Here is a 25,939-nt window from a genome sequence, read left to right as displayed (position 1 = left end):
CGCGAGTTAATTATGCAGACCTCTTCACGCTCCAGGATATTTCTGGGGGCGCAGCCTCGCTTCGCCTTGAATCCGCTGACGACCTTGATTCTCAAGGTGCTGGCTATCGCTCCAGGCGCATGTGGCGTGCAAAGTGCACTCGCGCAAGAGGTGCAGTTCAACGATGCATTTCTGCCTGAAGACTCGCGCAATCTTGATCTTGGCGCGTATCAGAGCGGCAACCCGGTGATGCCTGGGCAGTATCGCGCGGACGTGATACTCAATGGTCAACTGAACAGTCGCCAAGATATTCGCATCGATGCTCAAGCCGATGGCAGCAACCCCGTCGTCTGCATGAGCCGTGGGCTGCTGGAGCGCCAGGGTGTGGAGATGTCCCGCTTGTCGCCGGAGTCCAGCCAGCTTCTCGACAGCCAGGATTGCACGGCATTGGGGAATTTGATCCCGGGTGCCTCTGTGAGTTTTTCACCCGAAAACCAGGCCCTCGACCTCAGCATCCCCCAAGTGGCGCTCAAACGTAACGCGCGGGGTTATGTCAGCCCGGAGCTGTGGGACCGTGGTGTGACCGCAGGCATGCTCAGTTACAACTTCAACGGCAATCGCAACCGTACCCGCACCGGCAACTATGACTCGGCCTACCTGGGGCTCAATGCCGGTCTCAACGTGGGCGACTGGCGTCTGCGCCACAATGCCTCGATGAGCTGGCAGTCACGCCAAGGCAATAAGTACCAGGCTCTGGACAGTTACGCCCAGCGCGATATCACCGCGCTGAAAAGCCAGTTGACGGTGGGCGAGTCCAACACCACGGGCGAGATTTTTGACACCTTGTCCTACCGCGGTGTGCAGTTGGCGAGCGACGATCGCATGTTGCCCGACTCGATGCGCGGCTACGCCCCGGTGATTCGCGGCATTGCCCGTACCAACGCGCGGGTGACTGTTCGCCAGGCTGGCAACGTGCTGCTGGAAACCACCGTGGCCCCCGGCGCTTTTGTGATCGACGACTTGTATTCCACCGGCTATGGCGGCGACCTCAACGTGACCGTTGCCGAAGCGGACGGTACCGAGCAGAGCTTTATCGTGCCCTATGCCTCGGTCAGCCAATTGCTGCGCCCCGGCACCTCGCGTTTCAGCCTGACCGCCGGTGAAACCCGCAACAACTTCGTCGACCAGCAGGCGCGCCTGCTGCAAGGCACGCTGCAATACGGCCTGAACAACACCTTCACCGGTTTTGGGGGAGTGCAATCGAGTGACGACTACATGTCGGTGCTCGCCGGCGTGGCCTTTGGTACACCGATCGGCGCCATGGCCGTGGACGTGACCCACGCCCAGACCGACCTGGCCAGCGGCTCCGCAAAAGGGCAGAGCATGCGCCTGTCCTACAGCAAGAATGTGCTCAGCACCGGCAGTAACTTCTCCGTCGCGGCCTACCGGTTTTCCACGCGTGATTACCTGGACTTCAGTAACGCCGTGCAACTGCTGGATGCCGAGAAAAATGGCTGGGACGCAAGCCAGTTCGGGCGTCCGCGCAGCCGTTTATCAGTCACCGCAGATCAGAGCCTGGGAGAGTGGGGGCAGGTAGCGATCAGTGGTTATGCGCAGAACTACTGGAATTTGCCGGGCAGCGACGTGCAGTACCAATTCAGCTACAGCAAGCAGTTCAACCGCGTGAGTTTCAGTGTGAATGCCAACCGCAGCCGCATCGGCCTGGGCGATATGGAAAACAGCTTTCTGCTGACCATGAGCATGCCTCTGGAATTCGGCGCTTCGGGCTACAGCCCGCAACTGACTGCGCAGGTGGGCCGTGACACCCGTGGTAATTACAGCGAGCAGGCCGGTATCAGCGGCACCGCCGGCGAAGATCGCCAGTATGGCTATGGCGCGACCTTCGGGCATGACGGTGCCAGCAGTAGCAAGAGCGCTTCGCTCAATGGCCAATACACTGGCGCCCGCGCCATGCTCAGTGCCGCGCTGGGACGTGGCGATGGTTATACCAGTACGTCCCTGGGGGCCAGTGGCACGGTGGTTGCGCATGCCGACGGCGTGACCATGACGCCTTATCGTGGCGAAACCATGGCGATTGTCAGCGCACCCGGTGCCGAGGGGGCCAAAGTGGCCGGTTATCCAGGGCTCAAGCTCGATGGCAGTGGCAACGCCGTAGTGCCGTATCTACGCCCTTATGAGTTGAACGAAGTCGCTATCGACCCTGTTGGCAGTTCGCTGGACGTTGAACTCAACGAAACCAGCCAGCAAGTAGCCCCGCGCGCCGGTGCTGTGGTGCATCTCAAATACACCACTAACCAGGGCCGAGCGGTACTGCTCAATGTACGGCTGGACGATGGCAGTAGCCTGCCGTTTGGTGCCGGCGTGACCGATGCCGAGGGTACCTCGATAGGCATGGTGGGGCAGGGCGGCCAGCTCTACGCACGGATCAAGCCTGAAACCCGGCAGTTGCTGATCAATTGGGGCAGCAAGGCGCATCAGCAGTGTGCGTTGGTCATTCCGCCGGGTCCGGGGGAGGGGCAGCAGTTGCAGCAGTTGGACGCCGTGTGTGCGGCAGGCAAACAGGTCGCCGACAGCGTGCGGCCCAACACTATGCAAAAGGTACCGTTATGAGCATCAGCGCTTTGATCAAATCGGGATTGGCAGTCATGACGCTGTGGGCCGCTGCCAGCACGGCCATGGCGGTAACCTGTACTTACACGAATGGTATCCAGCCGGCGGTGGGCTCCATGCCATTGCAGATATCGGCGATCACTGTCGGGCGCGACGTGCCGGTGGGTACTGAGGTATATCGTCAGCGATTCAACATAGCTGCAGGTCAGGTGCCCAGGCTTGAATGCCTCTATGCCCCGTATCAACAATGGAGTGATCTGACGGTCGATACCAGCTATGGACTGGCCAATGTGACCAGCGGGACGTATGCCAACAAAGTCTACAGAACCAGCATTCCAGGGTTAGGGGTCGCCTTCAATAGTGTGGGCGGCCCGTTGCCAAGGCAAACCAATAAATCATGGACCAGTTGTTCGCCCGGCTTCAGGTGCCTTGTCCCATTAGACGGGCCTTCGAATTTTGAGCTGATCTTGATTAAGGTGGGCGATGTGTCGCCGGGCGTGTTGGTGGGCAGTACATTGCCGGTCGTAAGTTTTTTCGGCAACTTCAACGATGCCAGAATGCTGGGTTTCAAAATGGGTATCTCCGGCAATATCCAGATTGTCTCGCGCACTTGCAGTACCCCGAATGTGTCGGTACCCATGGGTACTCATCAGACCAACAAATTCACCGGATTAAACAGTGCCAGCGGCTGGGTCGACTTTGCCATTGGTTTGAACGATTGCCCTGCATTTCATGGAACATACTCCACCGCAGGTCCTGGTTGGATTTCACAGAGCGGCAACTCGCCCAGCGGCACGGGTACGAGCGGCACCCTGAATAACAACAGCCTGCAGTACCGTATCGACCCGGCGCGTCTGGCCATCAACGCAAACAATGGCGTGTTGAGCATCGACCCGAGTGCCGCAGGCAGCCCCGCCGCCGCCAGTGGCATTGGTGTGCAGGTCGCGACCAACACTGGCGCCTCTTTGGCCTTGGGAACGAACCGAAACAGTGGCCTCACTCTGCGAGCCAGCGAAGGCAGCTATTCAATCCCCCTGAAAGCGCGCTACCTGCAGACCGCAAGCCAGGTAACACCAGGGCCAGCTAATGCGTCGGCGACTTTCACGATTATTTATCAATGATTCCGCGCTTTTGAACAAGCGTTGGGCTGCCACTCAAAAGTTCGGTCCACCGATGGTCGTCATAGCAATCAGTGGCGGGCGCTGGAAATTTTGATTTCATCGTGAGGTTGCGCAAAATGCCGAATAAAGCACTGCGAATTCTGATCGCTGATGAGCAGCACTTCTATCGATTGAAGATTGAGCGGGCCCTGAACCATTTGGGTTATTACCGTATTGCACCGATGTACCAACTTGTGGAGGTATTAAGTGCAGTGGAGTACAGCAATGAACCCCTGGACCTGCTTATTATTAACGCCTCACTGGCGAAGGGAGTGCAGTTCGATCTGCTTTCGTTTTGCATAGGCAATCCACAGATTCGCCATGCAATGATCTACGATCAGGGACTATCCGCTCCAGTGCCGTTTCCGGTGTGCCGTCAGCACAATGTGCTGATCAGCGCTTCGCCATTGCCAGATATCGAAACCCTCACCCACCTGATGGCTAAGGTTGTTGACGCCGATCCGCTTTTGACCCGCCTTGAATCGCCCCGAACTCTCTAGACACCTTGCAAGCTCATTGCGTAACGCTTTTCAAACGCTATCGGTGAAAGCTGATTGTTGAAATCGTGGCGGCGTTTTGCGTTGTAGAACATCTCGATGTAATCGAACACATCACTACGAGCATCTTGCCGCGTTGCGTAGATTTTTCGCTTGATTCGTTCCCGCTTTAGAAGCTGAAAAAAGCTCTCGGCCACGGCATTGCCATACCAGTATGCTCCTCGCCGGTTGTTGCGTGGGGTATGTAGGCGTAGGTGTGAAAAAAGTACCAGTTTTCTGCAAGCCTTGCGCTAGTAGCCGTGTGGGGGAAAAGGGAATCTGATCTGGGCTGGCCAGATCTGATTTGGCTGTTGCGCTCCACACAATTACAAGAAAGGAAAGCACCATGGTTAATCGTCAAGCCTCACAGGGGCTCCTGTTCGGTTTACCCATATCTCTGATTTGGGGGTTTGTGGCCATTGCCGTGTTCATGACCGGAGATGGAATTGAGCTGGCGTTTCTCTCCCGATATGTAGTTGACCTGGGTTTCTCCCCTACTCAGGCAACTCTCTTATTCACGGTCTATGGCCTGTTAGCCGCTATCTCGAGCTGGGGTTCCGGTGTACTGGCGGAAACCTTCGGTCCTCGGCGGATCATGCTGATTGGCGTCGTGACATGGATTGTCTTTCATGTTCTGTTTCTAATCTTCGGCCTGGAGGCGCAGAACTACACATTAATGGTGTTGTTCTACGGTATCCGTGGGTTGGCCTACCCGTTATTCATTTATGCATTTATGGTCTGGATCGCACAAGTTACGCCAGGTGCGCGCATGGCCTCAGCCATGGGCTGGTTCTGGTCGATGTATTGTGTCGGTATTGGCCTTTTGGGCAACTGGCTTCCAAGCCTGAGCATTTCACGCATCGGTTTTATTAGCACATTGTGGATTGGCGTGTTCTGGGTTGCCCTGGCCGGCGTGATGATCGTGTTTTTAGTCAAAGAGCGCGGCGCTGGCAAGCCCGGCGATGCAGTGACCTTGGTTGAACGCCTGAAAACCTTGAGTCAGGGCGTCACTATCATTGCTGAGCGACGTGGCATGTTCCTGATTGTATTGGTGCGGATCATCTGCAACCTGAGCCTGTTCGGTTTGCCGGTGATCTTACCGCTGTACCTGACTTCGGCCGAGATCGGCTTCAGCATGGAGCAGTGGCTGCATTTGTGGGGTGTGATGTTTGTTGTGAGCATTTTCACCAATGTGATCTGGGGGCAAATCGGTGATCGCCTGGGGTGGTTGATACAAATGCGCTGGTTCGGGTGCATCGGCTGTGCACTATCGTCGCTGGCGTTCTATTACCTGCCGCAGTTCTACGGAGCGCATTTTGAAATTGCTCTGATCGCCGCCGTAGGTTTCGGCATTAGCGTGACCGCCTTCGTGCCCATGGGCGCGGTGTTCTTGGCCTTGGCGCCGGAGCAGAAGGGCGCGGCTATTTCTGCACATAACCTGGCGGCTGGCCTGTCGAACTTCATGGGGCCGGGGATTGCCACCCTGTTTATCGCGACTCTGGGCATCAAGGGCGTGGTGTGGATCTACGCTGGGCTCTATGTCACCGGTGCGATTTTGACCTTCTTCATTCCTGTCCATCAACCCCGACTCAGTCAGCAGGCATCGCGTTATACCAGCACTGCCGAGCCAGCCCAATCCCTTTAGTCAGCGGAGATACTCATGCTAGCCCTGGTTCTAGAAAAGCAGCACACCTTGGCCATTCGCGAAATAAACCTGCCCCTCTGTGTCGGTCCGGATGATGTACGCATCCGCATACATACCGTGGGTATATGCGGTAGCGACGTGCATTACTTTACACATGGAAAGATTGGGCCTTTCGTGGTTGACCAGCCCATGGTGCTTGGTCATGAAGCGGCCGGTACTGTCGTCGAAGTTGGTCGCAATGTGAGGCACTTGGCAGTGGGTGATCGGGTGTGCATGGAGCCGGGTGTTCCCGATCCGACTTCAAAGGCCTCGCGCCTGGGCTTGTACAATATCGACCCAGCAGTGCAATTCTGGGCTACGCCACCGGTACATGGCTGCCTGACCCCAGAAGTGGTTCATCCGGCATCGTTCGCCTACAAGCTGCCGGATCATGTCAGCTTCGCCGAAGGTGCGCTGGTGGAGCCCTTTGCTATCGGCATGCAGGCAGCGGTCAAGGCACGAATCAAACCCGGTGATGTGGCGGTGGTGATTGGTGCGGGCACTATCGGCTTGATGACAGCGCTGGCAGCCCTTGCCGCAGGAGCGAGCCAAGTGTTGGTGTCGGACCTGATGGAGCAGAAACTTGCCATTGCCGACGGCTACGATGGCATCGTCGCGGTCAACGTACGCCTGGAGTCGCTGGTGGCCAAGGTCGCGGAACTGACCGACCACTGGGGCGCTGACGTGGTGTTTGAGGCCAGCGGCAGCCCGCGGGCCTATCCTGATGCGATGGCTTGCGTGTGTCCGGGCGGTGCACTGGTATTGGTGGGTATGCCAGTGGAACCGGTGGCATTCGATGTAGTGGCAGCTCAAGCCAAGGAAATCCGTATTGAGACCGTATTCCGTTATGCCAATGTTTATCAGCGTGCGGTAAATCTGATTGCCAGTGGCAAGGTCAATTTGAAGCCCTTAATCTCTGCAACGTTCCCGTTCGCCAGAGGCGTCGAGGCCTTCGAGCGTGCGGCCAGTGCTTTGCCTGGCGATGTAAAGCTGCAGATCAACTTCGACTCGCCTCTGAGTTGAGCCACCTCCATGGAAGACTACGGTGATGATCCACAAGCAAAAGACCGAAAAGCTTTCCGAACTCGAAGTGATCTTTACCGAGCCGCAGCACAGCTTTCGCTGGCACGAGCATGATTACCCTTTTGAGCTTGCTCGCTGGAATCATCACCCACAGTTCGAAATTCATCTGATTCGTCAGGGGAGTGGCCGTTTTTTTGCGGGTGATTACATCGGCCATTTCGACGCCGGCCACCTTGCATTGATCGGTCCGGGCTTGCCTCACGAATGGAGCATCGACCTGGCACCGGACGAGCGCATTGTCGGCCGTGATGTCGTGTTGCAGTTTGAAGGTGACAGTCTGCTAAAGCTGCGCGAAACGTTGCCCGAGCTGGGTGACCTGCAGAGGTTGTTCGCTCAATCCAGGCAAGGCATTGAGTTCAGTGGGGCGACTCGGCGTAACGGTGTCGAGCTGTTGGAGGCGATAGGGCAGAGCCATGGGCTGAGGCGTCTGTGGCTCTTTCTATCGTTGCTGGAAACCCTCAATGAGGCGCCGCCGCAGGAGAGTCATCAACTGGCCAGTCTGCAATATGCCCCCATGCTTGACTGCCTGACCACCGAGCGTATGAGGCAGGTGTTGGATTACATCCACCGACACTTGGATGAAGAGTTGCGCGTGTCGGTGATTGCCCAACAGTTGAACATGAGTGAACCGTCATTCTCTCGGTTTTTTAAGCGAACCACTGGCCACACTTTTGTTGATATGACTCGCAAACTGCGGGTTCAACGTGCATGCCGACTGCTTCTGCAAACACGGTTATCGGTGGCAGATATCTGCTTTAACGTCGGCTACGGCAACCTATCCAATTTCAATCGGCACTTTCGCTACGAAATGCTGGCAACACCCTCGGAATACCGTAAGCGTCTCGAACGCTGAATGAGTCGCCCCGGTTTTTAACCAAAATGGCCTCGGGCATAACGATCATCTCCGCGCAGAACGCTGTGGACATAGAGGAGCACAACCGCACGCCCAGAAATCGCACCGCTTGTGCTTTGAGCGTTTGGTTACCTCGGCTGTATGCGAGCCCCGGCTTTTTGCTTTGCGTTACAACATGGAGTGCGTTCACCAACGAGCTTATGTTCAAACAGTATTACGACATCTATCAGGCTTTGAAGCCCCGCATACATACCTAGCCCTGCTTAGCCAGTGACGAAAGCTTGGCCGGCCTCGGCCTCGAAATAGCGGTAGCTACTGACTGACACATATATAAAAACTGGAGAAGCCATGTCCACTTTGCTCACGCAATTGAGAGAACTAAGTACCGTAGTCGCGGACACGGGCGACCTCGATGCTATCCGCCGCTTTGCTCCACGGGATGCCACAACCAATCCATCCTTGATCCTAAAAGCCGCGCAGTCCGGACAGTATGACGCTCTTGTCGACGAGACAGTTGCGGCCGTACAAGGGCATGAAGGCACGCTCGACGAAGCGGTAGACGAAGCCAGTGATCGCCTTGTGGTTGCCATGGGCTGTCTGATTTTGCGGCACGTGCCAGGTCGCGTATCAACTGAGGTCAATGCCCGGCTTTCCTTTGACAAGCAAGCAAGCATCACCAAGGCACGCAAACTCGTGTCGCTCTATCAGGCGTCCGGCGTTAGCCGCGAGCGTATCCTGATCAAACTGGCCGCCACCTGGGAAGGCATTTGTGCGGCGCGAATCCTTGAGCGTGAGGGCATCCAATGCAACCTGACGTTGATTTTCAGCTTCGCCCAGGCACGGGCTTGTGCAGAGGCGGGTGTGTTCCTGATCTCGCCTTTTGTCGGTCGTATTCTGGACTGGTATCGCAGAGCTAATCCTGAAATTGATTACGTCCCCGCACAGGAACCAGGCGTACTGCAGGTTCAGGAGATTCATCGTTATTTCCGTCGACACAATTATTCGACGGTGGTCATGGGCGCCAGTTTTCGCAACAGCGGTGAGATCCTTGCGCTAGCCGGCTGTGATCGCCTGACCATTAGTCCTGCGTTGCTTGAAGTACTGTCCACTACCGAAGGCGTTCTTGCACATACGATGTTCGAGTCCCTGGAGCGAGCAAAGCCGCCTGAGCCCCTCTCTGAAAACGAATTTCGCTGGCAGCATAACGAAGACGCGATGGCCACGGAAAAGCTGGCCGAGGGCATTCGAGGATTTGAGGCCGATCAGCGCAAACTTGAGGCGCTACTGCGCGAGAAACTTGAAAGGGGCGGGTCATGAGCAATTACGACGCCACAAGTGCTTTGGATCACAAGGTTTTAGCTAACGCGATTCGAGCCCTGAGTATGGATGCGGTTCAACGTGCGAACTCTGGCCACACGGGTGCCCCATTGGGTTGGCGGTGCTGGCCCGTAACAATGAGAGTGTTTGACTAGGTATCTTGGCGTGAACTTCAGGACTCAAGCTACCTCGGCGTTATCACCTCGGGGGATGTGGCTCATCAAATCAGGGACCATTAAATGTTCAGTGATCTTAAAAACAAAGTCATTCTGGTAACCGGAGCCAGCAGCGGTATTGGTCGATACTGCGTACGAGAACTGTGCGTGGAAGGAGCCCACGTAGTGGCAATAGGACGCAATGCTGAGCAACTGCGCATACTGCAGGATGAAACTGCCTGCGACATAATCGTGGCCGATCTGGAACAGCAGGAAGGCTTGGATAAGGTCGACAGTACGCTCAGGGAGGTCGACGGGCTGGTCAACTGTGCCGGGCTCGCACTCCTGGACCCTGTTACCGAGATGCGCGGCGCAGACTTCGACACAATGATGGCCATCAACGCGCGAGCCACTGCTCTGATGAGTCAGATGGTCGCCCGTCGAATGATTCAACAAGGCCGTGGCGGAGCCATTGTGAACGTGTCCAGCCAGGCAGCGCTGGCTTCGCTTCATGGCCACCTCGGGTATTCAGCGTCAAAAGCAGCCATGGATGCGATGACCCGTGTTATGTGCGCTGAGCTTGGTCCCTTTGCGATCAGGGTGAACAGTGTGAACCCGACCGTTACGCTGACCCCAATGTCAAAAGTAGGCTGGAGTGACCCCATCAAGGCCCAGGGCATGATTGACAGAATCCCTTTGGGACGATTCGCCGAACCTGAGGAGATTGTGTGGCCGATTCTGTTTTTACTCAGTAAAGCGTCTTCAATGATTTCCGGAGTTGTATTGCCTATTGATGGCGGTTTCACGGCCGGCTGAGGGGAATGAAAGGATAAAAATAAAGGGCTCCGAAGTGTCTAGGCGGTCGGCGGATACTGATATGGCGGACTATCTCACCGCCAAATTCCGCGAACACCGCCCCCGATTTTCCTGGAGAAAGTCGGAGCGGTGTGGTTTCTGGTGTCTGAAAAAGGTGACAGGAGCACGGTCGGAATTCCCCCCGTTACCAACCCACATCAGACATTCAGCCTTTCAACGGATAACTCAACTCCCCAACAACCCCGTGGTATCCGCATCAAACAACGCTTTTGCCTGACTGGCTGCGGGCTTGAGCAGGGCAAGCAGGTTCGCCTCGCTGTACAGCTGTGTGCCGGTCAGGGTTTTTGGCGTCGGCTCGATAGGAATAATGATGTCCTCGTTTTCCCCATCCTCCACATGCAGCCAGATGGCGACAAAATGCAGTGCCGAGATAAACAGCACCCTCAGCTCGTAGCTTTTGCCCTGCAGGTTCGGCGAGTTTTCTGCCAGAGTCAGCGCGCTGACGGTGGAGGCGGCAACGACGCCATGGTTAAGCGATGAGAACTCGACATTGCCTTGTACGTCAGCCAGTTCGGCATCGGCAACGGTCGCCCCATCTGAAAACACCAGGTAGTGCCAGTTACCCAGGGCGGCTTCTTTCAGGCCATTGCCCAGGATGATGTCTTCCAGGCTGAGGGAGTAGCCACGATAAGGCTCGGAGAGGGTGATTTTGCTGGGGGCCGCGTTGGCGAATTGGCGGTTGATGCCAAAGCCTTTGGTTTGCAAGGCTGCTTGCAGCGCGGGACGAAGTTTCTGCACGCCATTGGAAGGCGCTTTGGGATAAGTCAGTTGCATGATGCCCTCCTAGTTTTTCCGGGTGAAGTAGGTGTTAGTCCAGTTACCGCCGCCGTTATATGAGCGGGGGAATGAATTAAGCGCTCGTGTGGAATAACCATAGATGGAATCTGCGATGAGCAGATAGTTGCCGTTGGTTCCATAAATGGTGTTGAAGTGAGCGCCACCGCCATACCAGGCAACGCGCACGCCGATTGGCCTTCCCATGTTGATCTGGTTTTCGATGGCCGACAGTTGAATCGAACCCTGGCTCATGTTGGCAAAGCTTCGGGTTGTCCTGAGTGCCGAGTCGAGATAACCATATACGTTGCAGGGGCCTGGCTGGTTGCAGCAGGAGTTCCGGTTAAGCTCAGTATTGGCGACGTTGCACTGGGTCCAGGAGCCGGTACCGTAGTAGTTGCCGACTGAGGCTGAAACGGCGGCCCAGCACCAATTGCTTTGGGTTTGTGGCTGCATGTTGAAGTTGAGGCTGCCAGCGGCAAAGCTTGCCCTTTCTTCAGCGGTATCAACTTCCGTCAGTTGAGGGTCGATAAGGTTTTTAGTCAGGCACTTTGGTAGTACCTTATTTGCTTGTGTATCTTCCGTAGTTAACATTTTCATCCTCCATGAGTGAAAATAGTTTCAAGCGTTAAATTGGGTGTTTTCATACCTGTTTCAATAAAACGGTTTCAGTGATCGAGATATCGGTTTTCTCTGTTTGCCATCTTTGATGGTGGTTCCGATGAGGTCTCGATTTAACCTTAGGATGGTTTATGCATTAGCGCAACCATAAATATGCATTTATGCAATTTCATTGACCTTGCTCAAGGGATCAAGCCAGCAAGTCTTCGTAGAAAGCGCCATAAGCCTTATGGCGAGGAGGGCGCCAAGCGGAAACGCTATAGATGCAACCAGGCCAAGCTGCCCAGCACTACGCTCACTGCCGCTGCTGTGTACGACAAACGCTTCAACCACTCCTTTCTCGTCAGCAACGTAATCGCCGCCAACGATATCGCGATCTGAATTGCCGTCATCGCCTGCGCCCAGCGATGGTGTTGGTGCAATGCCTGCTCTGACTTTGCATCCCACTCCCGCGAGGTGGCCTCGAGCTTTTCCGCCTGTTTGCGCACGTCTTCCTTCTGGCTTTTATAGCGCTGAATTTCGTCGTTGTAGTGCGCCGCGTCCACACCGGGAATATGCGCCGCCAACTCCGCCAGGTTTTGCCGGCTGGATTTGGCCTGGTAGTAATTCCACTGGTTGGCGGCTTCGGTTTTGAAGATCGCAGCGTTGTTTTTGTCCATGGCCGCTTCGCTTTCGGTGGAGCCGGCCTGGTAGCTGAGCATGGCACCTGCGGTGGCCATGAGGGCGGTCATGACGGCGATGCGGCCGGCGAAGCTGTCACCACGGGCGTGGGAATGTTCGTTGGCGTGCTCGATGTGTTTTTCGTGAGGGCTGGGGACTTCGAAGGCTTCGGACATGGCGGCGTCTACACAGGGTTTCAGAGTGCCTGATTCTTCACCAGTGAAGCTGTCTCAATCCTGTACGTAACGCTGCAAACCCTCTACCAAGGCATCAAAAGTCACCCGGCAGCGTGGGCTGTTGCGCAGGTCTTCGTGCATGGTCACCCAAGTGTCCAGATTCAGTGAAAAGACATCCGCCAGTACCCGTGTCAATCGGGTGTCTGGCTGGGCCAGCGGCACCTGGCACACGCCGATGCCGGCACCGGCACGGATCAGGGCCAGTAGCGCCAGGTCGCTGTCGCAGCTCAAGGCGAAGGTGCTTCGATCAAAACCTTTCAAGGCCAGGCTGCGGATAAAGGCGTTTTCCTCGTCGTAGCCAATAATCGAGTGGTGGGCCAACTCGCTCAGTTGCCGGGGCGTGCCGTGGTGTTGCAGGTAGTCTTTGTGGGCGTGCAGACCCAGTTCGATATTGCCGATGCGCCGTGCCAGTAATTGTTCCTGGCTGGGTCGGACCATGCGTACGGCGATGTCGGCCTCCAGTTGCAGCAGGTCGAGAAGGCGGTTGGTCAGCACCAGTTCGATTTTCAAGTGCGGATTTTGCTGGCGCAGTCGCGCAAGGATGGGCGGCAGGACTTCGACGCCAATCACCTCACTGGCGGACACCCTGACCACGCCGCGCACCTCCGGGCCTTGGGAGGAGGCGACGCGCTCGAGGGCGGCGGCGGTGGTTTCCATGGTTTCGGCGTGGGTCCGTAGCGTCAGGGCAACCGCTGTGGGCAGCAGGCCGCTGGGCGAGCGGGTGAACAAGGCCACATTCAAGGCCTTTTCCAGCGCAGCAATATGCCGGCCTACCGTGGGCTGTGTGATGCCAAGCTGCCGCGCGGCGCCCGACAGTGATCCTTCCCGGAGCACGCCGAGGAACGACCGGTAAAACTCCCAACCAATATTCGATGCCATGCATAAATGTATAGCGCATGGATGGTATTCGGCAATTCCTCTATAGCGTGCTGGCTAGCAGAATCGGCTTATCCAAACGCTTCGGGAGACAAACATGAACAAGGTGCTGGTGCTGGGTGCTACGGGTGGGATTGGTGGCGAGGTGGCGCGGCAGATGCTCGCCGCAGGTTGGCAGGTGAGTGCGCTGGCCCGTGACGTCGCCAAGGCTTGTGAGCAAAACGCCGACTTCACCTGGATCAAGGGCGATGCCCTGAACCGCCAGGAGGTGATCGACGCCGCCAAGGGTTGCTCGGTGATTGTGCATGCGGTCAACCCACCCGGCTATCGGCGCTGGGCGGAGTGGGTGCTGCCAATGCTCGACAACAGCATTGCAGCGGCCACCGCTGAAGGCGCGACCCTGGTTTTGCCGGGGACGGTCTATAACTTCGGGCCTGATGCGTTCCCGTTGGTGCGTGAGGATTCACCCCAGCAACCGCGTACTCGCAAAGGTGCGATTCGGGTGGAGATGGAGCGTCGTTTGTTTGAGGCGTCCACAAAAGGCGCGCGGGTGTTGATCGTGCGCTCCGGGGATTTTTTCGGCGCCAAGGCCAGCAGCAGCTGGTTTTCACAAGGACTGCTCAAGCCTGGCAAACCGGTCGGCACCATAAGTTATCCGGGGGCGCCCGGTGTAGCGCATCAGTGGGCGTATCTGCCCGACGTGGCGCAGACGATGGTCGAGTTGCTGGAACGCCGCGAACAGCTCGATGCGTTTGCCTGCTTTCATATGGCCGGTCACCTGGATACGGACGGTACGCAGATGGCGAGGGCGATCCAGCGCGTTGTTTTGCAGCGCACGGGAATAGAGCCACGCGTGAGCGGCTTCCCTTGGTGGCTGATAAAAGTGGCGTCACCCTTTGTGGTCACCTTCCGCGAAATGCTTGAGATGCGCTATCTGTGGGAAATGTCTTTGCGCATGGACAACACCCGGTTGGTCCAGGAGCTGGACCGCGAGCCCCATACACCGCTGGATGAAGCATTGGCGGCGACATTGACCGGTATGGGCTGCCTGCCTACACCGACCGCGTCCGTTTCCATTGCCTGATAATCCAGCCATACACCGTCAGGTTGATCAGCAGCACCAAGGCGCCCAGGCCCAGCTGGATTTGCGGCGTCAGCCCGGCGGGATAAATCAGCGTCAGCACATAGTGTTCGATGAAGCCGCCGCCATAGCCGTCCTGCCCGGCGAGGTGGCGCAGCAGGTTTTCCCAGCGGGTCAGCGGGCAGGGCAGGTGGAACAGTTCAACCGCCACACCCCAGGCGGCGGCAGGCAGATGCAGCCAGATGACCGGGCGCCATTTGAGGGCGAGCAGGCCGCCGAACAGCACAAACAGGATAAAGGCCAGGTGAAACAGCACCAGGCTGTCGGCGGCGATGCGGTAGAGCATGTGGGGTTCGCTTGAAAAGGGCGGGCCATCAGTCTAAGGGAGAATGGGTTGCTTGCAGGCAAGCCGGGCCGTTATTGTGCTGAATCCTTTTAGTCCTTCGCCCACGGATCAGCTCTGATGAATGCACCGCGTACTGCTGTCGGCCCGATCAAGGCCGTGATTTTTGATATGGATGGGTTGTTGCTGGACACTGAAGGCATCTACACCGAAGTCACACAAATCATCGCCGAACGTTATGGTCGTACCTACGATTGGGGCATCAAGCAGCACATCATCGGGCGTGGCGCCCAGGACCTGGCTGAATACGTGGTCAAGGCCTTGGACCTGCCCATCACACCTGCAGAATTCCTGGTGATCCGCGAACCACTGATGAGCGAGCGCTTCCCCAAGGCCCTGGGCATGCCCGGTGCCGAGGCGCTGGTGCGGCACTTGAAGGCGCACAACATTCCGATTGCCGTGGGCACCAGCTCATCGCGCAATTCCTTTGGCCACAAGACCACTTTGCACCGTGAATGGTTTGGCTTGTTTGACACCATCGTCACGGCCGACGACCCGGAAGTCGGTGCCGCCAAGCCTGCGCCGGATATCTTCCTCACCGCCGCTCGCCGCCTGGGCGTTGCGCCCGAGGATTGCCTGGTGTTCGAAGATTCGCCTTTTGGTGTCACTGCCGCCAAGGCCGCGCACATGACCGCCATCGCCGTACCGGATGAAGCCATGGCCGACAGTAAGTACCACCACGCCGACCAGATCATCCGCAAGCTGGCGGACTTTGATCTTGAGGCCTATGGCTTGCCGCCAATGCGTTGATTCAACACCGAATCCAACTGGGCCAACCCAATCAATGTGGGAGCTGGCTTGCCTGCGATAGCATCACCGGGGTTTCACTGAGAGACCGAGGTGTCTGTATCGCAGGCAAGCCAGCTCCCACATTTGATTTCGCTCAGCTCAGCGGTCGTATTCCAAACCGATCACGCACTGAACCCGCCATCAATCGACAAGCTCGCCCCAGTGATATAACCCGCCTCCGGCCCCACCAGATACGCCACAAAGCTGGCGATCTCTTCCACCTGCCCGTAACGCCCCACTGCCATAAACCCGATCAGGCTCTCGGCAAAATCGCCGTTCGCTGGGTTCATGTCCGTGTCCACCGGCCCCGGTTGCACATTGTTGATGGTGATCCCGCGTGGCCCCAGATCCCGTGCCAGGCCTTTGGTCAAGCCCACCAGCGCCGACTTGCTCATGGCATACGGGCCGCCACCGGCAAATGGCATGCGTTCGGCGTTGGTGCTGCCGATGTTGATGATGCGGCCGCCTTCACCCATATGTTTGGCGGCTTCCTGGGTGGCGACGAACACGCTGCGCACGTTGATTGCCAGGGTTCGGTCGAAGTCTTCCAGCTTGAAATCTTCCAGCGGGCCGACGGCCAGTACTCCGGCATTGTTCACCAGGATGTCCAGGCGCCCGAAGGCTTCAACCGTGGCGCTGACGGCGCTGCGGATGGCGGCAGCGTCGGCGCTGTCGGCATGAATCGCCAGGGCTTTGCCGCCTGCACTGATCACACTGTTCTGCAGCTCCTCGGCCTTGGCGGTGGAGCTGACGTAAGTGAAAGCAACGGCAGCGCCTTGGGCCGCAAGGCGCTTGACGATGGCGGCACCGATGCCACGGGAACCGCCCTGGATCAGGGCGACTTTGCCGCTGAGGTTTTGTGTGGTCATGTCGATCTCCAAAAATGTTCAAGGCAGGCTGCCTTGTTGTTGGAGCCGAGTATCGACCTCACTGGGCCACCCCGGTAGACCGTCATTGCTATAGTCTGTGTAAACCAAAAGTTTAGAGTGGAGCGATATGGAAGGCTTTGGCAGTATCGAATGTTTCGTGCGTAGCGCTGAAGGCGGCAGCTTCGCCGAAGCGGCTCGGCACCTGAGCTTGACCCCTGCGGCCGTAGGGAAAAGTGTCGCCAAACTGGAAGCGCGCCTGGGTGTACGGTTGTTCCAGCGCAGCACCCGGCGCCTGACGCTGACCGAGGCCGGCAAGTTGTTTCTGGAGGAGGTCAGCGGCAGTCTTATTACCATCCAGAATGCCGTGGCCAACCTGGCCAGCGCCGAAGGTCGACCGGTGGGCACGTTGAAGGTCAGCATGGGCACGGTGTTTGGTAACCGATATGTGGTGCCGTTGCTGGGGGAGTTTTTGAAGCGCTTTCCCGACATCAGCCCGGACTGGCACTTCGACAATCGCCAGGTGGACTTGATCGGCCAGGGTTTCGATGCCGCCATTGGCGGTGGTTTCGAACTGCCCCAGGGCGTGGTCGCACGCAAACTCAGCCCAGCCCATCGAATCCTCGTAGCCTCGCCGGACTATCTGGCGCGACGCTTGCCAGTGCATGCCCCTGAGGATTTGGGACGTTGCAGTGGCATCCTGATCCGTTCGCCCCAGACCGGGCGAATCCGCTCCTGGCAACTGACCAACCGGTTACGCGAACAGCAGCCGCTGGTGCTCAAGGCACGCATGACCATGAGCGACTCCGAAGCTGCGTGCCATGCCAGCGCCCAAGGCTTGGGCATCTCGCTGGTGAGCATGCCGATGGCGGTGCCGTTCCTCGACAGTGGCGAATTACAACGAGTGCTGCCGGACTGGTACGTCGACGACGGCAACATCTCCCTGTACTACGCCGAACACAAACTGCTGCCCGGCAAGACCCGGGCGTTTATCGACTTCATCATCGAGCAGTTTGCCGAACAAGGGTTGGGGCAGCGGTTCAGTGCGATCTGATTCGGGCGTGGGAACGATCGATGCAGTTGGCACGGTCCCCTGTGGGAGCCGGGCTTGCCCGCGATGCAGGCGACTCGGTTTCAGGGGCTACCGCCCAAATCTACCCGGCCAACCAATCACCTTCTTTGGCCTCGGCGTCGCGTAAGTACGCACCTTCGATGTCGACAATCCCAACCGCACCAACCCCTCGGCAATCGTCACCGCCGCCGTCACCCCATCCACCACCGGTACGCCGGTACGCTGGCGAATCTGCTCATCCAGCCCGGCCATGCCGCCGCAGCCCAGGCAGATGACCTCGGCCTTGTCCTCGCTGATCGCCAGCTCGGCCTGGCGCACGATGGCTTCCATGGCACGCAGTGGGTCTTCTTCCAATTCCAACACCGCCATGCCACTGGCCCGCACGGACGCACAGCGCTGATACAAACCGGCCAGTTTCAGTCGGTCCTCGATCAGCGGCACGGTGCGATCCAGTGTGGTCACCACCGAATAGGCATGCCCGAGAAACATCGCCGTACTGGCAGCGGCCTCGGTGATGTCCACCACCGGTACGTTCAGCAGTTCCTGCAAGCCTTCGCGGCCGTGCTCGCCGTAACCGGCCTGGATCACCGCGTCGAACGGCTGGTCGTAGGCCATCACCCGGTCCATCACCGCAATGGCGGCCAGGTAGCTTTCAAAGTTGCCTTCCACTGATTCGGCGCCGAACCAGGGCGTCAGCCCGACGATCTCGGTGCCGGGTGAGGCCACCGCCCGTGCTTGTTTGGCAATGGCGTCGGTGATGGATTCGGTGGTGTTGACGTTGACCACGAGGATGCGCATGGAATGTCCTTAACAGTGTCGAAATTAATGGCAGACGTTGTCGACCGCGATGGCTTCGCCGTCGACGTCGGCGTAGTACGGCTGGCGCTTGGCAATAATCAGGTACAGCAACCCTGCAATACCGGCGCCAATCAGCCAGGAGAAGGGGGAGATGCTGGCAAAACCGGGCAGCAGGGCCAGGAGAATGGCGATAACTGCCGCAGGAATAAACGACGCTACAGCCCGTAGATTGACCCCGCGGCTGTAGTAATAAGCGCCATTGGAATCTTCGCTATACAGCTGCGGTACATCGACCTGGCTTTTACGGATCAGCCAGTAGTCGACCATGATCACCCCGTACAGCGGCCCCAGCAGTGCGCCCAATCCAGACAGGAAGTACACAATCACCAGCGGGCTGTTGTAGAGGTTCCACGGCAGGATCAGCACCGCCACGGTGGCACTGATCAGCCCGGCCCGACGGAAGTTCAAGTACCTGGGCGCCAGGTTGCTCAGCACAAAGGCTGGGGCGACGAAGTTGGCCATGATGTTCACCGCCACGGTGACGATCAGGAACGCCAGGCAGCCCAGCACCACGAAGAATGTATTGGGAATCGCCGCGATGATCTCGGTAGGGCTCTCGATCACCCGGCCATTGAGCTGGAACTGCCCGCCGCACAGCAGCACGGTGATGCTGGCGAACACCAGGATATTCACCGGCAGGCCCCAGAAGTTGCCGACCTTGATGGTCTTGCGGCAGGGCGAGGAGCGAGCGAAGTCGCAGAAATTGAGGATCAGCGTGCCGTAGATCGTCAGCCACAGGGCGCCGCCGGCAAAGATATTGCGCCACATCTCGCCACCCGTCAGCGGCTCGCGAATCGACCAGGCGATGTTGCCGCCGGCCTGGAAATACATCCAACCGGCCAACGAGGCCACCGTCAACAGAATCACTGGTCCGGCGAAGGCTTCATAGCGGCGGACCATCTCCATGCCATAGGCCAGGATCGCCAGTTGCACCAACCAAATCGCCACGAAGCACACCCAGCCGAGTGTGGATAGACCGAGGATCGAGTTGTGATCGTAATCGGCAAAACCTGGGTGAATCGCCGTCAACAGCACACGGAAAACCACCGAGGCCAGGTAGGTCTGGATCCCGAACCAGGCGATGGCGATCACTGCGCGGATCAGTGCAGGAATCTGCGCGCCATGAATACCGAAACTGATGCGGCTGATGACTGGGAACGGCACGCCCGTTTTCTGCCCCATGTAACCCGACAGGTTCATGAAGAAATACACCAGTGCCGCACCGATCCCCAGGGACAGCAGGATTTGCCAGCCTCCCAGGCCCAGGGCATACAAGCCGATAGCGAAGGAGTAATTGGCGATGTTGTGCACATCGTTGGTCCACAGGGCAAAGATGCTGTAGCGGCCCCAGCGCCGACCTTCGGCCTTAGTCGGCGCCAAGTCCTTGTTGTGCAGGCGTGGGCTGAGTACCAGGGGGCCGGGGCTTATGGCCTCTGGGGTCGAGGTGGAGGAGGGCAGATCCAGTGCGATGTTATTCGAGAGACTTGTACGCATTCCGGCAGGCTCCAAGGCATCTGTCGGAAAGTCGCAGAGGCCAAAGTGTATGTATGTTTTGTATTTATTGTATACAAAGCGTATTTCACCTTAAGCCACATACGTGCCAAATTTTCGTCTATCAAAGCAGCTGTTAATTTCGTTTTTATAGGTGTTTTTAATAACTGGCTGAATTTAAAGCGATATAAATTGACCGTTTGAACAGGTATTTATTTTGTGCGGGGAATTTTATCAATCGTAGGAGGGAGTGTGTTGCAAGAGGGGGTGTAACTTTTCGGTGCGTTAAATTATTAATGCACACAAAAATGGCACCGATGGTGACATTCTTGTGTACATGTATTCAGGGTGGGCATCACGCCTTGCTGATGATATTCCCCGCGTGCAGCCCGCATTCTTTCTGGGTTGCTTCTTCCCACCACCAGCGGCCTTCGCGCTCGTGCTGGTTCGGCAGCACCGGGCGGGTGCAAGGCTCGCAGCCGATGCTGATAAAGCCGCGCTCGTGCAGGCTGTTGTACGGCAGCTCCAGCATGCGGATGTAACCCCAGATCTCTTCGCTGGTCATTTGCGCCAGCGGGTTGAACTTGTACAGGGTGCGTTCCGGGGTGGAGAAGGCCGTATCGACTTCCAGCACCGCCACCTGGCTACGGGTGCCGGGGCTCTGGTCGCGGCGTTGGCCGGTGGCCCAGGCGTTGACGCTGGACAGTTTGCGGCGCAGCGGCTCGATCTTGCGGATGCCGCAGCACTCGCCATGGCCGTCCTTGTAGAAACTGAACAGGCCCTTTTCCTTGACGAAGGGTTCCAGCTTGCTCTGGTCAGGCGAGATCAGCTCGATGTCGATTTTGTAGAACTCGCGCACCTGTTCGATAAACCGGTAGGTTTCCGGGTGCAGGCGGCCGGTGTCGAGGCTGAACACCTTGACGTTTTTGTTCAGCTTCCAGGCCATGTCCACCAGCACCACGTCCTCGGCACCGCTGAAAGAGATCCACAAGTCGTCGCCAAACTGACTGAACGCCAGCTTGAGGATGTCCTGGGCGGTTTTGTTGGCATAAGTCGCGGCGAGTTCAGCGACGTCGAAGGCTTGGTTCATCAGCACGGTTCCTACAGGTCAGTGGCGCTGAGCGCTCTATAGGGGGCGATGGTAACAAAATCCGGCCTGCGTTGCGGCAGCCGGCATGAATCGCTAGAGTTCGGCAGTCCTTTTACTCGCTCAACTAACAACATTAATGGGAGTGTCTTGTGGAAATTGCCTGTCTCGACCTGGAAGGGGTGCTGGTTCCGGAAATCTGGATCGCCTTCGCCGAAAAAACCGGTATTGAATCCCTGCGGGCTACCACCCGGGACATTCCCGACTACGACGTACTGATGAAGCAGCGCCTGCGGATCCTTGATGAGCACGGCCTCACGCTTGGAGACATTCAGGAGGTGATTGCCACCCTCAAGCCCCTGGACGGCGCCATCGAGTTCGTCAATTGGCTGCGCGAGCGTTTCCAGGTGGTGATTCTGTCGGACACCTTCTATGAGTTCTCCCAGCCGCTGATGCGCCAACTGGGTTTCCCGACGTTGCTGTGCCATCGTTTGATTACCGATGAGACGAATCGCGTCGTGAGCTATCAGTTGCGTCAGAAAGATCCCAAGCGTCAGTCGGTATTGGCCTTCAAGAGCCTGTACTACCGGGTGATTGCGGCCGGGGACTCCTACAACGACACCACCATGCTGGGTGAGGCGGACCAGGGCATCCTGTTCCACGCGCCGGAGAATGTGATCCGCGAGTTCCCGCAGTTCCCGGCGGTGCATACGTTTGAGGATTTGAAGAAAGAGTTCATCAAGGCTTCGAATCGGCCGTTGAGCCTGTAAGTTATGTAGCGGGGCGGATGGCCCTTTCGCGAGCAAGCCCGCTCCCACATTCGACCGCGTTTATCCTGTAGGAATGCGGTCGAATGTGGGAGCGGGCTTGCTCGCGAAGGGGCCTTTGAAAGCGCTACAACCCTTCCAGTGTCTCCAACAACACCCGCACCTTGGTCATCGACTCCTGATACTCCGCCTGCCACTCGGAGTCGGCGACGATCCCGCCCCCGCCCCAGCAACACACCTGCCCATCCTTGACCAGCAAGCTGCGAATGGCGATGGAGCTGTCCATCTCGCCGCGCACGTCCAGGTACAACAATGAGCCGCAGTACAGCCCGCGTCGGGTCGGTTCCAGTTCGTCGATGATCTGCATCGCACGAATCTTCGGCGCGCCGGTGATTGAGCCACCAGGGAAGCTGCCGGCGATCAGGTCCAGGGCATCTTTGTCATCCGCCAGTTCGCCGGTGACGCTGCTCACCAGGTGATGCACGTTGGGGTAGCTTTCCAGGCTGAACAGCTCCGGCACTTTCACCGAGCCGATGCGGCAGGTGCGGCCCAGGTCATTGCGCAGCAGGTCGACGATCATCAGGTTCTCGGCACGGTCCTTGGGGCTCGCCAGGAGTTCGGCTGCATTGGCGGCATCTTCCGTTGCTGTCGTGCCACGAGGGCGGGTGCCCTTGATCGGGCGGGTTTCCACCTGACGCTGGCTGATCTTGACGAAACGCTCCGGCGACAGGCTCAACACCGCGCCATCGTCCGGCAGGCTCTGGAACCCGGAAAACGGCGTCGGGCAGGCCTCGCGCAGAGCGCAATAGGCGACCCACGGATCGCCGATGCAGGGCGCGCGAAAGCGCTGGGCGAAGTTGACCTGATAGCAGTCGCCGGCCTGGATGTAGTCCTGAATCCGCGCCAGAGCCTGCTGATAGGTGTGTGCAGTCAGGTCCGGGGTCATCTTGCCGTGCAGTGTGAACGTCGCGGGAGCACTCGGCGTTGGATGGCTGAACAATGTGATCAGGCGTTGCCGTTCGCTTTCCACCAGTTTGGGGTGGAATACCAATTGGCTGGTCTGGGCCTGGTGATCGCTGATCAGCGCCCAGGCATACAGACCGAAGCGTGCATCCGGCAGGCGCAGGTCGTCCACGGCCAAGTGCGGTAGCTGTTCCAGATGCCGACCGAAGTCGTAGCTCAGGTAACCGATCAGGCCGCCGGCAAACGGCAGTTCATAAGGTGCAGGCAGCGCGGCTTCACCGAGTAGCGTCAGATTTTCCCGTAACCGCTGTAGAAAATCGCTGCCACTTTCATCCGGCCAGACCGCCAACGTTGCTTCCGGCCAGGCGCTGAGCAGGTCGTAGCGACCGCGTTCGGCAGCCGGCCGACCACTGTCCAGCAGCACCGCACCGGGGGCATGGCGAATGGCCGTGAAATACTCGGCAGGATTTGCCCGGTAGGGCAGCGGATGAACGGAGCAGGTCGACATGCGGGATGGATCAGCTAGTGGCGCGGGGGAGGCGATTGTAGTCCCCTGTAGGATTTGCTCCTAGAGGGGATGTCGGGGATAGGCAGGCATCAGCCTTCAACAGCGGGAACGTGCCCAAACATTTCCTGCACGAACTTCACGCGTTCTTCCGGCGTTTCCGTCACGCCCGCTGCTTTCAGCTCTTCCAGCCGAGCCTCCACCGCATGGGTGCGCAGGGTCAGGCCACAGTCGTTGGCGATCTGGATATTCAGCCCTGGCCGGGCATTGAGCTCCAGGATCAGCGGGCCTTTCTCCTGGTCCAGCACCATGTCCACACCGATGTAACCCAGGCCGCACAGCTCGTAGCAGCCGGCGGCGAGCTTCATGAAACCGTCCCAGTTGGGCAGTTGCACACCGTCCACTGCGTTGGTGGTGTCCGGGTGTTTGGTGATGATGTTGTTCAGCCAGGTGCCACGCAGGGTCAGGCCAGTGGCCAAGTCCACACCGACGCCAATGGCACCCTGGTGCAGGTTGGCCTTGCCGCCGGACTGGCGAGTTGGCAGGCGCAGCATGGCCATCACCGGGTAGCCCATCAGCACAATGATGCGGATGTCCGGCACGCCTTCGTAGCTGATGCTTTTGAAGATCTGGTCGGGTACTACGCGGTATTCGATCAACGCCCGGTCACGGTGGCCGCCCAGGGAATACAAACCGGTGAGGATGCTGGAAATCTGGTGCTCGATTTCTTCATGGCTGATGATTTTGCCGGAGACCGTGCGATAGCGTCCTTCAAAGCGGTCAGCCACCACCAGGATGCCGTCGCCGCCCGCGCCTTGGGCCGGTTTGATCACGAAGTCGTTGCGCCCGCCAATGATTTCGTCGAGCTTGTCGATTTCCTTCTCGGTGGAAATCACCCCGTACATTTCCGGCACATGAATACCGGCGGCGATGGCCCGCTCCTTGGTGATGATCTTGTCATCGACGATTGGATACAGGCTGCGCTTGTTGTACTTGAGCACGTAGTCGGCATTACGCCGATTGATGCCCATGATCCCTCGTGCTTCCAAGGCCTTCCAGGTCTTCCAGAAGCCGAACATTACGAATCAGCCTTGAGGAAGGCCTTGAAACGCACCAACTCGGTCAGGCGGTAGCCGCGATAGCGACCCATGGCCAGCATGAAACCCACCAGGATCAACAGGATCGCCGGGAAGGTAAAGACGAAGTAGATCAGCTCTGGCACGCTCATGATCAGGTGAGCCAGGGACGCGGCGAACAGCGTACCGATTGCCACCTTCATGGCATGGCCGCCACCGCGCTCTTCCCAGGTGATGGACAGGCGTTCGATGGTCATGGTCAGGATCACCATCGGGAACAGTGCCACCGACAGCCCGCGTTCCAGGCCCAGCTTGTGGCTGAACAGGCTGATGGCGGCGATCAGCACTACCACGAAGGTGAGTACCACCGACAGCCTTGGCAGCATCTGCAGCTTCAAGTGTTCCAGGTACGAGCGTAGCGATAAGCCGAGCGCCGTAATAATGGTGAACAACACGATCCCGAAGCCCAACTGCGTCTCGCGGAACGCCAGGGCAATCAGCACCGGCGTAAAGGTGCCCAGGGTCTGCAGGCCGATCAGGTTGCGCAGGATCAGGATCACCAGCACGCCAATCGGGATCATCACCATGATCATGAAGGTCTGCTGGGTTTGCAGCGGCAGGCCGTACAGCGAGTATTCGAGGAAGTTGGCGTCGGTGTTTTCGTCGGTCAGCTTGGCCAGGCGAATGGCGTTCATTTCGCTGTTGTTCAGGCTGAAGGTCACCATGGCCTTCTTGCCGCCGTCGACCGTGATCAGGTTTTCATCGCCGGTCCACCACAGCAGGCGGTCGGAGGGCAGACCTTGTTCGCCGGTGTCGGGGTTGAAGTACAGCCAGTCGTTGCCATTGAAGCTGCGCAGCCACAGTTCCGGGGTTTGCGGTTGGTCAGCCACCAGGCGGATGGTGTGGACCTTTTCCACCGGAACGTGGGCGATGGACAGCAGCAACTCGACGATCTTCGCCTTGTGCGGCGTCGACGGGTCGCCTGCCAGCAGCAGCTTGACGTTGTCATCGTTGAGGTTGTTGGTGCGCTTGATGGCTTCGCTGATAAAGGTCTCGACGTCTGCCGAATGCTGGCGGATCGGCGCGAGCAGGGCTTCGGCGGCGATTTTTTCCGGGCCTTCGACGGCAATGCTGTCGCGGAAGGTCGGGCCCTTGACCTTGACCTTTTCTCCGCTGTAACGCTTGGTCAGCACCAGGCGGTAGTAAAGGGTCTGGTTGCCCTTGGCGCGGCGTGCCGACCAGGTGACCTTGCGGTTGCCATCGATGCGGTTGACGCTCACCCCATAGTTGTTGGAGATAAAGCTTTCATTAAGGCTGACGAAGTCGCGGCTCAGGGGCGGCACGAACATCTGGATTTTTACCGGGTCCTTGGCGCTGGCGACGAACTCGACTTTGGCGTCGATGTTCCACAGGTCGTCCGTGGCGTCTTCGGTGACGGGAATCCCCAGCACGAAAATCTGATAGGCGGTGACCGAAATGCCCAGCACCACGAGGATGGCGATCAGGATTTTCAGGTGCAGATTAAGAGAGCGCATTGAAA

The 25,939-nt window shown here is 58.1% G+C and carries 25 protein-coding genes and 1 pseudogene; 13 read left to right on the top strand and 13 right to left on the bottom strand.

The window, feature by feature from the left end; all coding sequences use genetic code 11:
* Window positions 1-12: 12 nt before the first annotated feature.
* The 3 genes from HKK55_RS16850 (at window position 13) to HKK55_RS16840 (ending at window position 4,270) form a co-directional block, all read left to right on the top strand.
* Window positions 13-2,610 carry a fimbria/pilus outer membrane usher protein gene (locus HKK55_RS16850; protein ID WP_169355717.1) on the top strand — a complete coding sequence of 866 codons (2,598 nt, stop codon included), beginning with the start codon at window positions 13-15 and terminating at the stop codon, window positions 2,608-2,610.
* A complete protein-coding gene (locus HKK55_RS16845; RefSeq protein ID WP_169355716.1) occupies window positions 2,607-3,731 on the top strand; it encodes a fimbrial protein in 1,125 nt (374 codons plus the stop codon). Before HKK55_RS16850 ends, HKK55_RS16845 begins: the two co-directional genes overlap by 4 nt.
* Window positions 3,732-3,847: 116 nt before the next feature.
* Window positions 3,848-4,270 carry a response regulator gene (locus HKK55_RS16840; RefSeq protein ID WP_169355715.1) on the top strand — a complete coding sequence of 141 codons (423 nt, stop codon included), beginning with the start codon at window positions 3,848-3,850 and terminating at the stop codon, window positions 4,268-4,270.
* Here HKK55_RS16840 and HKK55_RS16835 read toward each other — a convergent pair.
* Window positions 4,267-4,497: pseudogene (locus HKK55_RS16835) on the bottom strand (IS3 family transposase); the annotation flags it as partial. The gene HKK55_RS16840 and the pseudogene HKK55_RS16835 sit on opposite strands and share 4 nt — an antisense overlap.
* 113 nt (window positions 4,498-4,610) lie before the next feature.
* On the opposite strand from HKK55_RS16835, the gene HKK55_RS16830 reads away from it, so the two are divergent.
* From HKK55_RS16830 to HKK55_RS16805, 6 genes are all read left to right on the top strand, one after another.
* The gene (locus HKK55_RS16830) at window positions 4,611-5,951 is read left to right on the top strand and encodes an MFS transporter (protein ID WP_237151262.1); all 1,341 of its coding nucleotides are present in this window, start codon (window positions 4,611-4,613) and stop codon (window positions 5,949-5,951) included.
* Window positions 5,952-5,966: 15 nt separating this feature from the next.
* Window positions 5,967-7,013, top strand: coding sequence for an NAD(P)-dependent alcohol dehydrogenase (locus HKK55_RS16825; protein WP_169355714.1), 1,047 nt, complete (start codon window positions 5,967-5,969; stop codon window positions 7,011-7,013).
* A 25-nt stretch (window positions 7,014-7,038) separates the two neighbouring features.
* The gene (locus HKK55_RS16820; RefSeq protein WP_169355713.1) at window positions 7,039-7,926 is read left to right on the top strand and encodes an AraC family transcriptional regulator; all 888 of its coding nucleotides are present in this window, start codon (window positions 7,039-7,041) and stop codon (window positions 7,924-7,926) included.
* A 348-nt stretch (window positions 7,927-8,274) separates the two neighbouring features.
* On the top strand, window positions 8,275-9,243 hold the full coding sequence (gene tal, locus HKK55_RS16815; protein WP_169355712.1) for a transaldolase: 969 nt from the start codon (window positions 8,275-8,277) through the stop codon (window positions 9,241-9,243).
* Window positions 9,240-9,398: a hypothetical protein gene (locus tag HKK55_RS29430; RefSeq protein ID WP_169355711.1), complete on the top strand. Its 159-nt coding sequence runs from the start codon at window positions 9,240-9,242 to the stop codon at window positions 9,396-9,398. The genes tal and HKK55_RS29430 overlap by 4 nt, the downstream gene beginning before the upstream one ends.
* An 84-nt stretch (window positions 9,399-9,482) precedes the next feature.
* Window positions 9,483-10,214, top strand: a complete 732-nt coding sequence (locus tag HKK55_RS16805) for an SDR family oxidoreductase (protein ID WP_169355710.1) — start codon at window positions 9,483-9,485, stop codon at window positions 10,212-10,214.
* Window positions 10,215-10,439: 225 nt separating this feature from the next.
* Here the strand turns inward: HKK55_RS16805 and HKK55_RS16800 are convergent, their stop codons facing one another.
* From HKK55_RS16800 to HKK55_RS16785, 4 genes are all read right to left on the bottom strand, one after another.
* Entirely contained in the window at window positions 10,440-11,048 is a 609-nt protein-coding gene (locus HKK55_RS16800) for a hypothetical protein (RefSeq protein ID WP_169355709.1), read from the bottom strand.
* A gap of 9 nt (window positions 11,049-11,057) precedes the next feature.
* A complete protein-coding gene (locus HKK55_RS16795) occupies window positions 11,058-11,642 on the bottom strand; it encodes a papain-like cysteine protease family protein (RefSeq protein ID WP_169355708.1) in 585 nt (194 codons plus the stop codon).
* Between the two features lie 284 nt (window positions 11,643-11,926).
* On the bottom strand, window positions 11,927-12,505 hold the full coding sequence (locus tag HKK55_RS16790) for a DUF4337 domain-containing protein (RefSeq protein ID WP_169355707.1): 579 nt from the start codon (window positions 12,503-12,505) through the stop codon (window positions 11,927-11,929).
* A gap of 54 nt (window positions 12,506-12,559) precedes the next feature.
* Window positions 12,560-13,444 carry a LysR family transcriptional regulator gene (locus HKK55_RS16785; RefSeq protein WP_169355706.1) on the bottom strand — a complete coding sequence of 295 codons (885 nt, stop codon included), beginning with the start codon at window positions 13,442-13,444 and terminating at the stop codon, window positions 12,560-12,562.
* 94 nt (window positions 13,445-13,538) lie between these two features.
* On the opposite strand from HKK55_RS16785, the gene HKK55_RS16780 reads away from it, so the two are divergent.
* Window positions 13,539-14,525 carry an NAD(P)H-binding protein gene (locus HKK55_RS16780; RefSeq protein ID WP_169355705.1) on the top strand — a complete coding sequence of 329 codons (987 nt, stop codon included), beginning with the start codon at window positions 13,539-13,541 and terminating at the stop codon, window positions 14,523-14,525.
* Here HKK55_RS16780 and HKK55_RS16775 read toward each other — a convergent pair.
* On the bottom strand, window positions 14,494-14,868 hold the full coding sequence (locus HKK55_RS16775) for a DUF2784 domain-containing protein (protein WP_169355704.1): 375 nt from the start codon (window positions 14,866-14,868) through the stop codon (window positions 14,494-14,496). The two genes, HKK55_RS16780 and HKK55_RS16775, sit on opposite strands and share 32 nt — an antisense overlap.
* A 117-nt stretch (window positions 14,869-14,985) precedes the next feature.
* Between HKK55_RS16775 and HKK55_RS16770 the strand changes: the two genes are divergently transcribed.
* Window positions 14,986-15,675, top strand: coding sequence for an HAD-IA family hydrolase (locus HKK55_RS16770; protein ID WP_169355703.1), 690 nt, complete (start codon window positions 14,986-14,988; stop codon window positions 15,673-15,675).
* A 161-nt stretch (window positions 15,676-15,836) separates the two neighbouring features.
* Here the strand turns inward: HKK55_RS16770 and HKK55_RS16765 are convergent, their stop codons facing one another.
* A complete protein-coding gene (locus HKK55_RS16765; protein WP_169355702.1) occupies window positions 15,837-16,583 on the bottom strand; it encodes a 3-oxoacyl-ACP reductase family protein in 747 nt (248 codons plus the stop codon).
* 127 nt (window positions 16,584-16,710) lie between these two features.
* On the opposite strand from HKK55_RS16765, the gene HKK55_RS16760 reads away from it, so the two are divergent.
* Window positions 16,711-17,634 (top strand): LysR family transcriptional regulator, encoded by a 924-nt coding sequence (locus HKK55_RS16760; RefSeq protein WP_169355701.1) that lies wholly within the window; start codon window positions 16,711-16,713, stop codon window positions 17,632-17,634.
* A gap of 87 nt (window positions 17,635-17,721) precedes the next feature.
* Here the strand turns inward: HKK55_RS16760 and HKK55_RS16755 are convergent, their stop codons facing one another.
* The 3 genes from HKK55_RS16755 to HKK55_RS16745 all read right to left on the bottom strand — a co-directional run bounded on the left by HKK55_RS16755 (window position 17,722) and on the right by HKK55_RS16745 (window position 21,091).
* Window positions 17,722-18,450 carry an aspartate/glutamate racemase family protein gene (locus tag HKK55_RS16755; RefSeq protein ID WP_169355700.1) on the bottom strand — a complete coding sequence of 243 codons (729 nt, stop codon included), beginning with the start codon at window positions 18,448-18,450 and terminating at the stop codon, window positions 17,722-17,724.
* Window positions 18,451-18,474: 24 nt separating this feature from the next.
* Window positions 18,475-20,004 (bottom strand): NCS1 family nucleobase:cation symporter-1, encoded by a 1,530-nt coding sequence (locus tag HKK55_RS16750; protein WP_169355699.1) that lies wholly within the window; start codon window positions 20,002-20,004, stop codon window positions 18,475-18,477.
* A gap of 352 nt (window positions 20,005-20,356) precedes the next feature.
* A complete protein-coding gene (locus tag HKK55_RS16745; RefSeq protein ID WP_169355698.1) occupies window positions 20,357-21,091 on the bottom strand; it encodes a phosphoadenylyl-sulfate reductase in 735 nt (244 codons plus the stop codon).
* A 149-nt stretch (window positions 21,092-21,240) separates the two neighbouring features.
* Here HKK55_RS16745 and thrH point away from each other — a divergent pair, with 149 nt between their 5' ends.
* Window positions 21,241-21,858, top strand: coding sequence for a bifunctional phosphoserine phosphatase/homoserine phosphotransferase ThrH (gene thrH / locus HKK55_RS16740; RefSeq protein WP_169355697.1), 618 nt, complete (start codon window positions 21,241-21,243; stop codon window positions 21,856-21,858).
* Window positions 21,859-21,982: 124 nt separating this feature from the next.
* Here the strand turns inward: thrH and pabB are convergent, their stop codons facing one another.
* From pabB to HKK55_RS16725, 3 genes are all read right to left on the bottom strand, one after another.
* Complete coding sequence (pabB, locus tag HKK55_RS16735; RefSeq protein ID WP_169355696.1) at window positions 21,983-23,326, bottom strand: aminodeoxychorismate synthase component I; 1,344 nt, start codon at window positions 23,324-23,326, stop codon at window positions 21,983-21,985.
* Between the two features lie 89 nt (window positions 23,327-23,415).
* The gene (locus HKK55_RS16730) at window positions 23,416-24,402 is read right to left on the bottom strand and encodes an alpha-L-glutamate ligase-like protein (protein WP_169355695.1); all 987 of its coding nucleotides are present in this window, start codon (window positions 24,400-24,402) and stop codon (window positions 23,416-23,418) included.
* A complete protein-coding gene (locus tag HKK55_RS16725; RefSeq protein WP_169355694.1) occupies window positions 24,402-25,934 on the bottom strand; it encodes an inactive transglutaminase family protein in 1,533 nt (510 codons plus the stop codon). The genes HKK55_RS16730 and HKK55_RS16725 overlap by 1 nt, the downstream gene beginning before the upstream one ends.
* Between the last annotated feature and the right edge of the window lie 5 nt (window positions 25,935-25,939).

Source organism: Pseudomonas sp. ADAK18 (assembly GCF_012935695.1).
In the GTDB taxonomy this organism is placed as follows: Bacteria; Pseudomonadota; Gammaproteobacteria; order Pseudomonadales; family Pseudomonadaceae; genus Aquipseudomonas.
Note: the sequence above shows the minus strand (reverse complement) of the source record. Positions and strands in the feature narration are given on the sequence as shown.

What these genes read in the sequence shown, in the direction of transcription:
- HKK55_RS16850 (WP_169355717.1), top strand. Translation starts at nt 13, where the DNA reads ATGCAGACCTCTTCACGCTCCAGGATATTTCTGGGGGCGCAGCCTCGC.
- HKK55_RS16845 (WP_169355716.1), top strand. Translation starts at nt 2,607, where the DNA reads ATGAGCATCAGCGCTTTGATCAAATCGGGATTGGCAGTCATGACGCTG.
- HKK55_RS16840 (WP_169355715.1), top strand. Translation starts at nt 3,848, where the DNA reads ATGCCGAATAAAGCACTGCGAATTCTGATCGCTGATGAGCAGCACTTC.
- HKK55_RS16825 (WP_169355714.1), top strand. Translation starts at nt 5,967, where the DNA reads ATGCTAGCCCTGGTTCTAGAAAAGCAGCACACCTTGGCCATTCGCGAA.
- HKK55_RS16820 (WP_169355713.1), top strand. Translation starts at nt 7,039, where the DNA reads ATGATCCACAAGCAAAAGACCGAAAAGCTTTCCGAACTCGAAGTGATC.
- tal (WP_169355712.1), top strand. Translation starts at nt 8,275, where the DNA reads ATGTCCACTTTGCTCACGCAATTGAGAGAACTAAGTACCGTAGTCGCG.
- HKK55_RS29430 (WP_169355711.1), top strand. Translation starts at nt 9,240, where the DNA reads ATGAGCAATTACGACGCCACAAGTGCTTTGGATCACAAGGTTTTAGCT.
- HKK55_RS16805 (WP_169355710.1), top strand. Translation starts at nt 9,483, where the DNA reads ATGTTCAGTGATCTTAAAAACAAAGTCATTCTGGTAACCGGAGCCAGC.
- HKK55_RS16800 (WP_169355709.1), bottom strand. Translation starts at nt 11,048, where the DNA reads ATGCAACTGACTTATCCCAAAGCGCCTTCCAATGGCGTGCAGAAACTT.
- HKK55_RS16795 (WP_169355708.1), bottom strand. Translation starts at nt 11,642, where the DNA reads ATGTTAACTACGGAAGATACACAAGCAAATAAGGTACTACCAAAGTGC.
- HKK55_RS16790 (WP_169355707.1), bottom strand. Translation starts at nt 12,505, where the DNA reads ATGTCCGAAGCCTTCGAAGTCCCCAGCCCTCACGAAAAACACATCGAG.
- HKK55_RS16785 (WP_169355706.1), bottom strand. Translation starts at nt 13,444, where the DNA reads ATGGCATCGAATATTGGTTGGGAGTTTTACCGGTCGTTCCTCGGCGTG.
- HKK55_RS16780 (WP_169355705.1), top strand. Translation starts at nt 13,539, where the DNA reads ATGAACAAGGTGCTGGTGCTGGGTGCTACGGGTGGGATTGGTGGCGAG.
- HKK55_RS16775 (WP_169355704.1), bottom strand. Translation starts at nt 14,868, where the DNA reads ATGCTCTACCGCATCGCCGCCGACAGCCTGGTGCTGTTTCACCTGGCC.
- HKK55_RS16770 (WP_169355703.1), top strand. Translation starts at nt 14,986, where the DNA reads ATGAATGCACCGCGTACTGCTGTCGGCCCGATCAAGGCCGTGATTTTT.
- HKK55_RS16765 (WP_169355702.1), bottom strand. Translation starts at nt 16,583, where the DNA reads ATGACCACACAAAACCTCAGCGGCAAAGTCGCCCTGATCCAGGGCGGT.
- HKK55_RS16760 (WP_169355701.1), top strand. Translation starts at nt 16,711, where the DNA reads ATGGAAGGCTTTGGCAGTATCGAATGTTTCGTGCGTAGCGCTGAAGGC.
- HKK55_RS16755 (WP_169355700.1), bottom strand. Translation starts at nt 18,450, where the DNA reads ATGCGCATCCTCGTGGTCAACGTCAACACCACCGAATCCATCACCGAC.
- HKK55_RS16750 (WP_169355699.1), bottom strand. Translation starts at nt 20,004, where the DNA reads ATGCGTACAAGTCTCTCGAATAACATCGCACTGGATCTGCCCTCCTCC.
- HKK55_RS16745 (WP_169355698.1), bottom strand. Translation starts at nt 21,091, where the DNA reads ATGAACCAAGCCTTCGACGTCGCTGAACTCGCCGCGACTTATGCCAAC.
- pabB (WP_169355696.1), bottom strand. Translation starts at nt 23,326, where the DNA reads ATGTCGACCTGCTCCGTTCATCCGCTGCCCTACCGGGCAAATCCTGCC.
- HKK55_RS16730 (WP_169355695.1), bottom strand. Translation starts at nt 24,402, where the DNA reads ATGTTCGGCTTCTGGAAGACCTGGAAGGCCTTGGAAGCACGAGGGATC.
- HKK55_RS16725 (WP_169355694.1), bottom strand. Translation starts at nt 25,934, where the DNA reads ATGCGCTCTCTTAATCTGCACCTGAAAATCCTGATCGCCATCCTCGTG.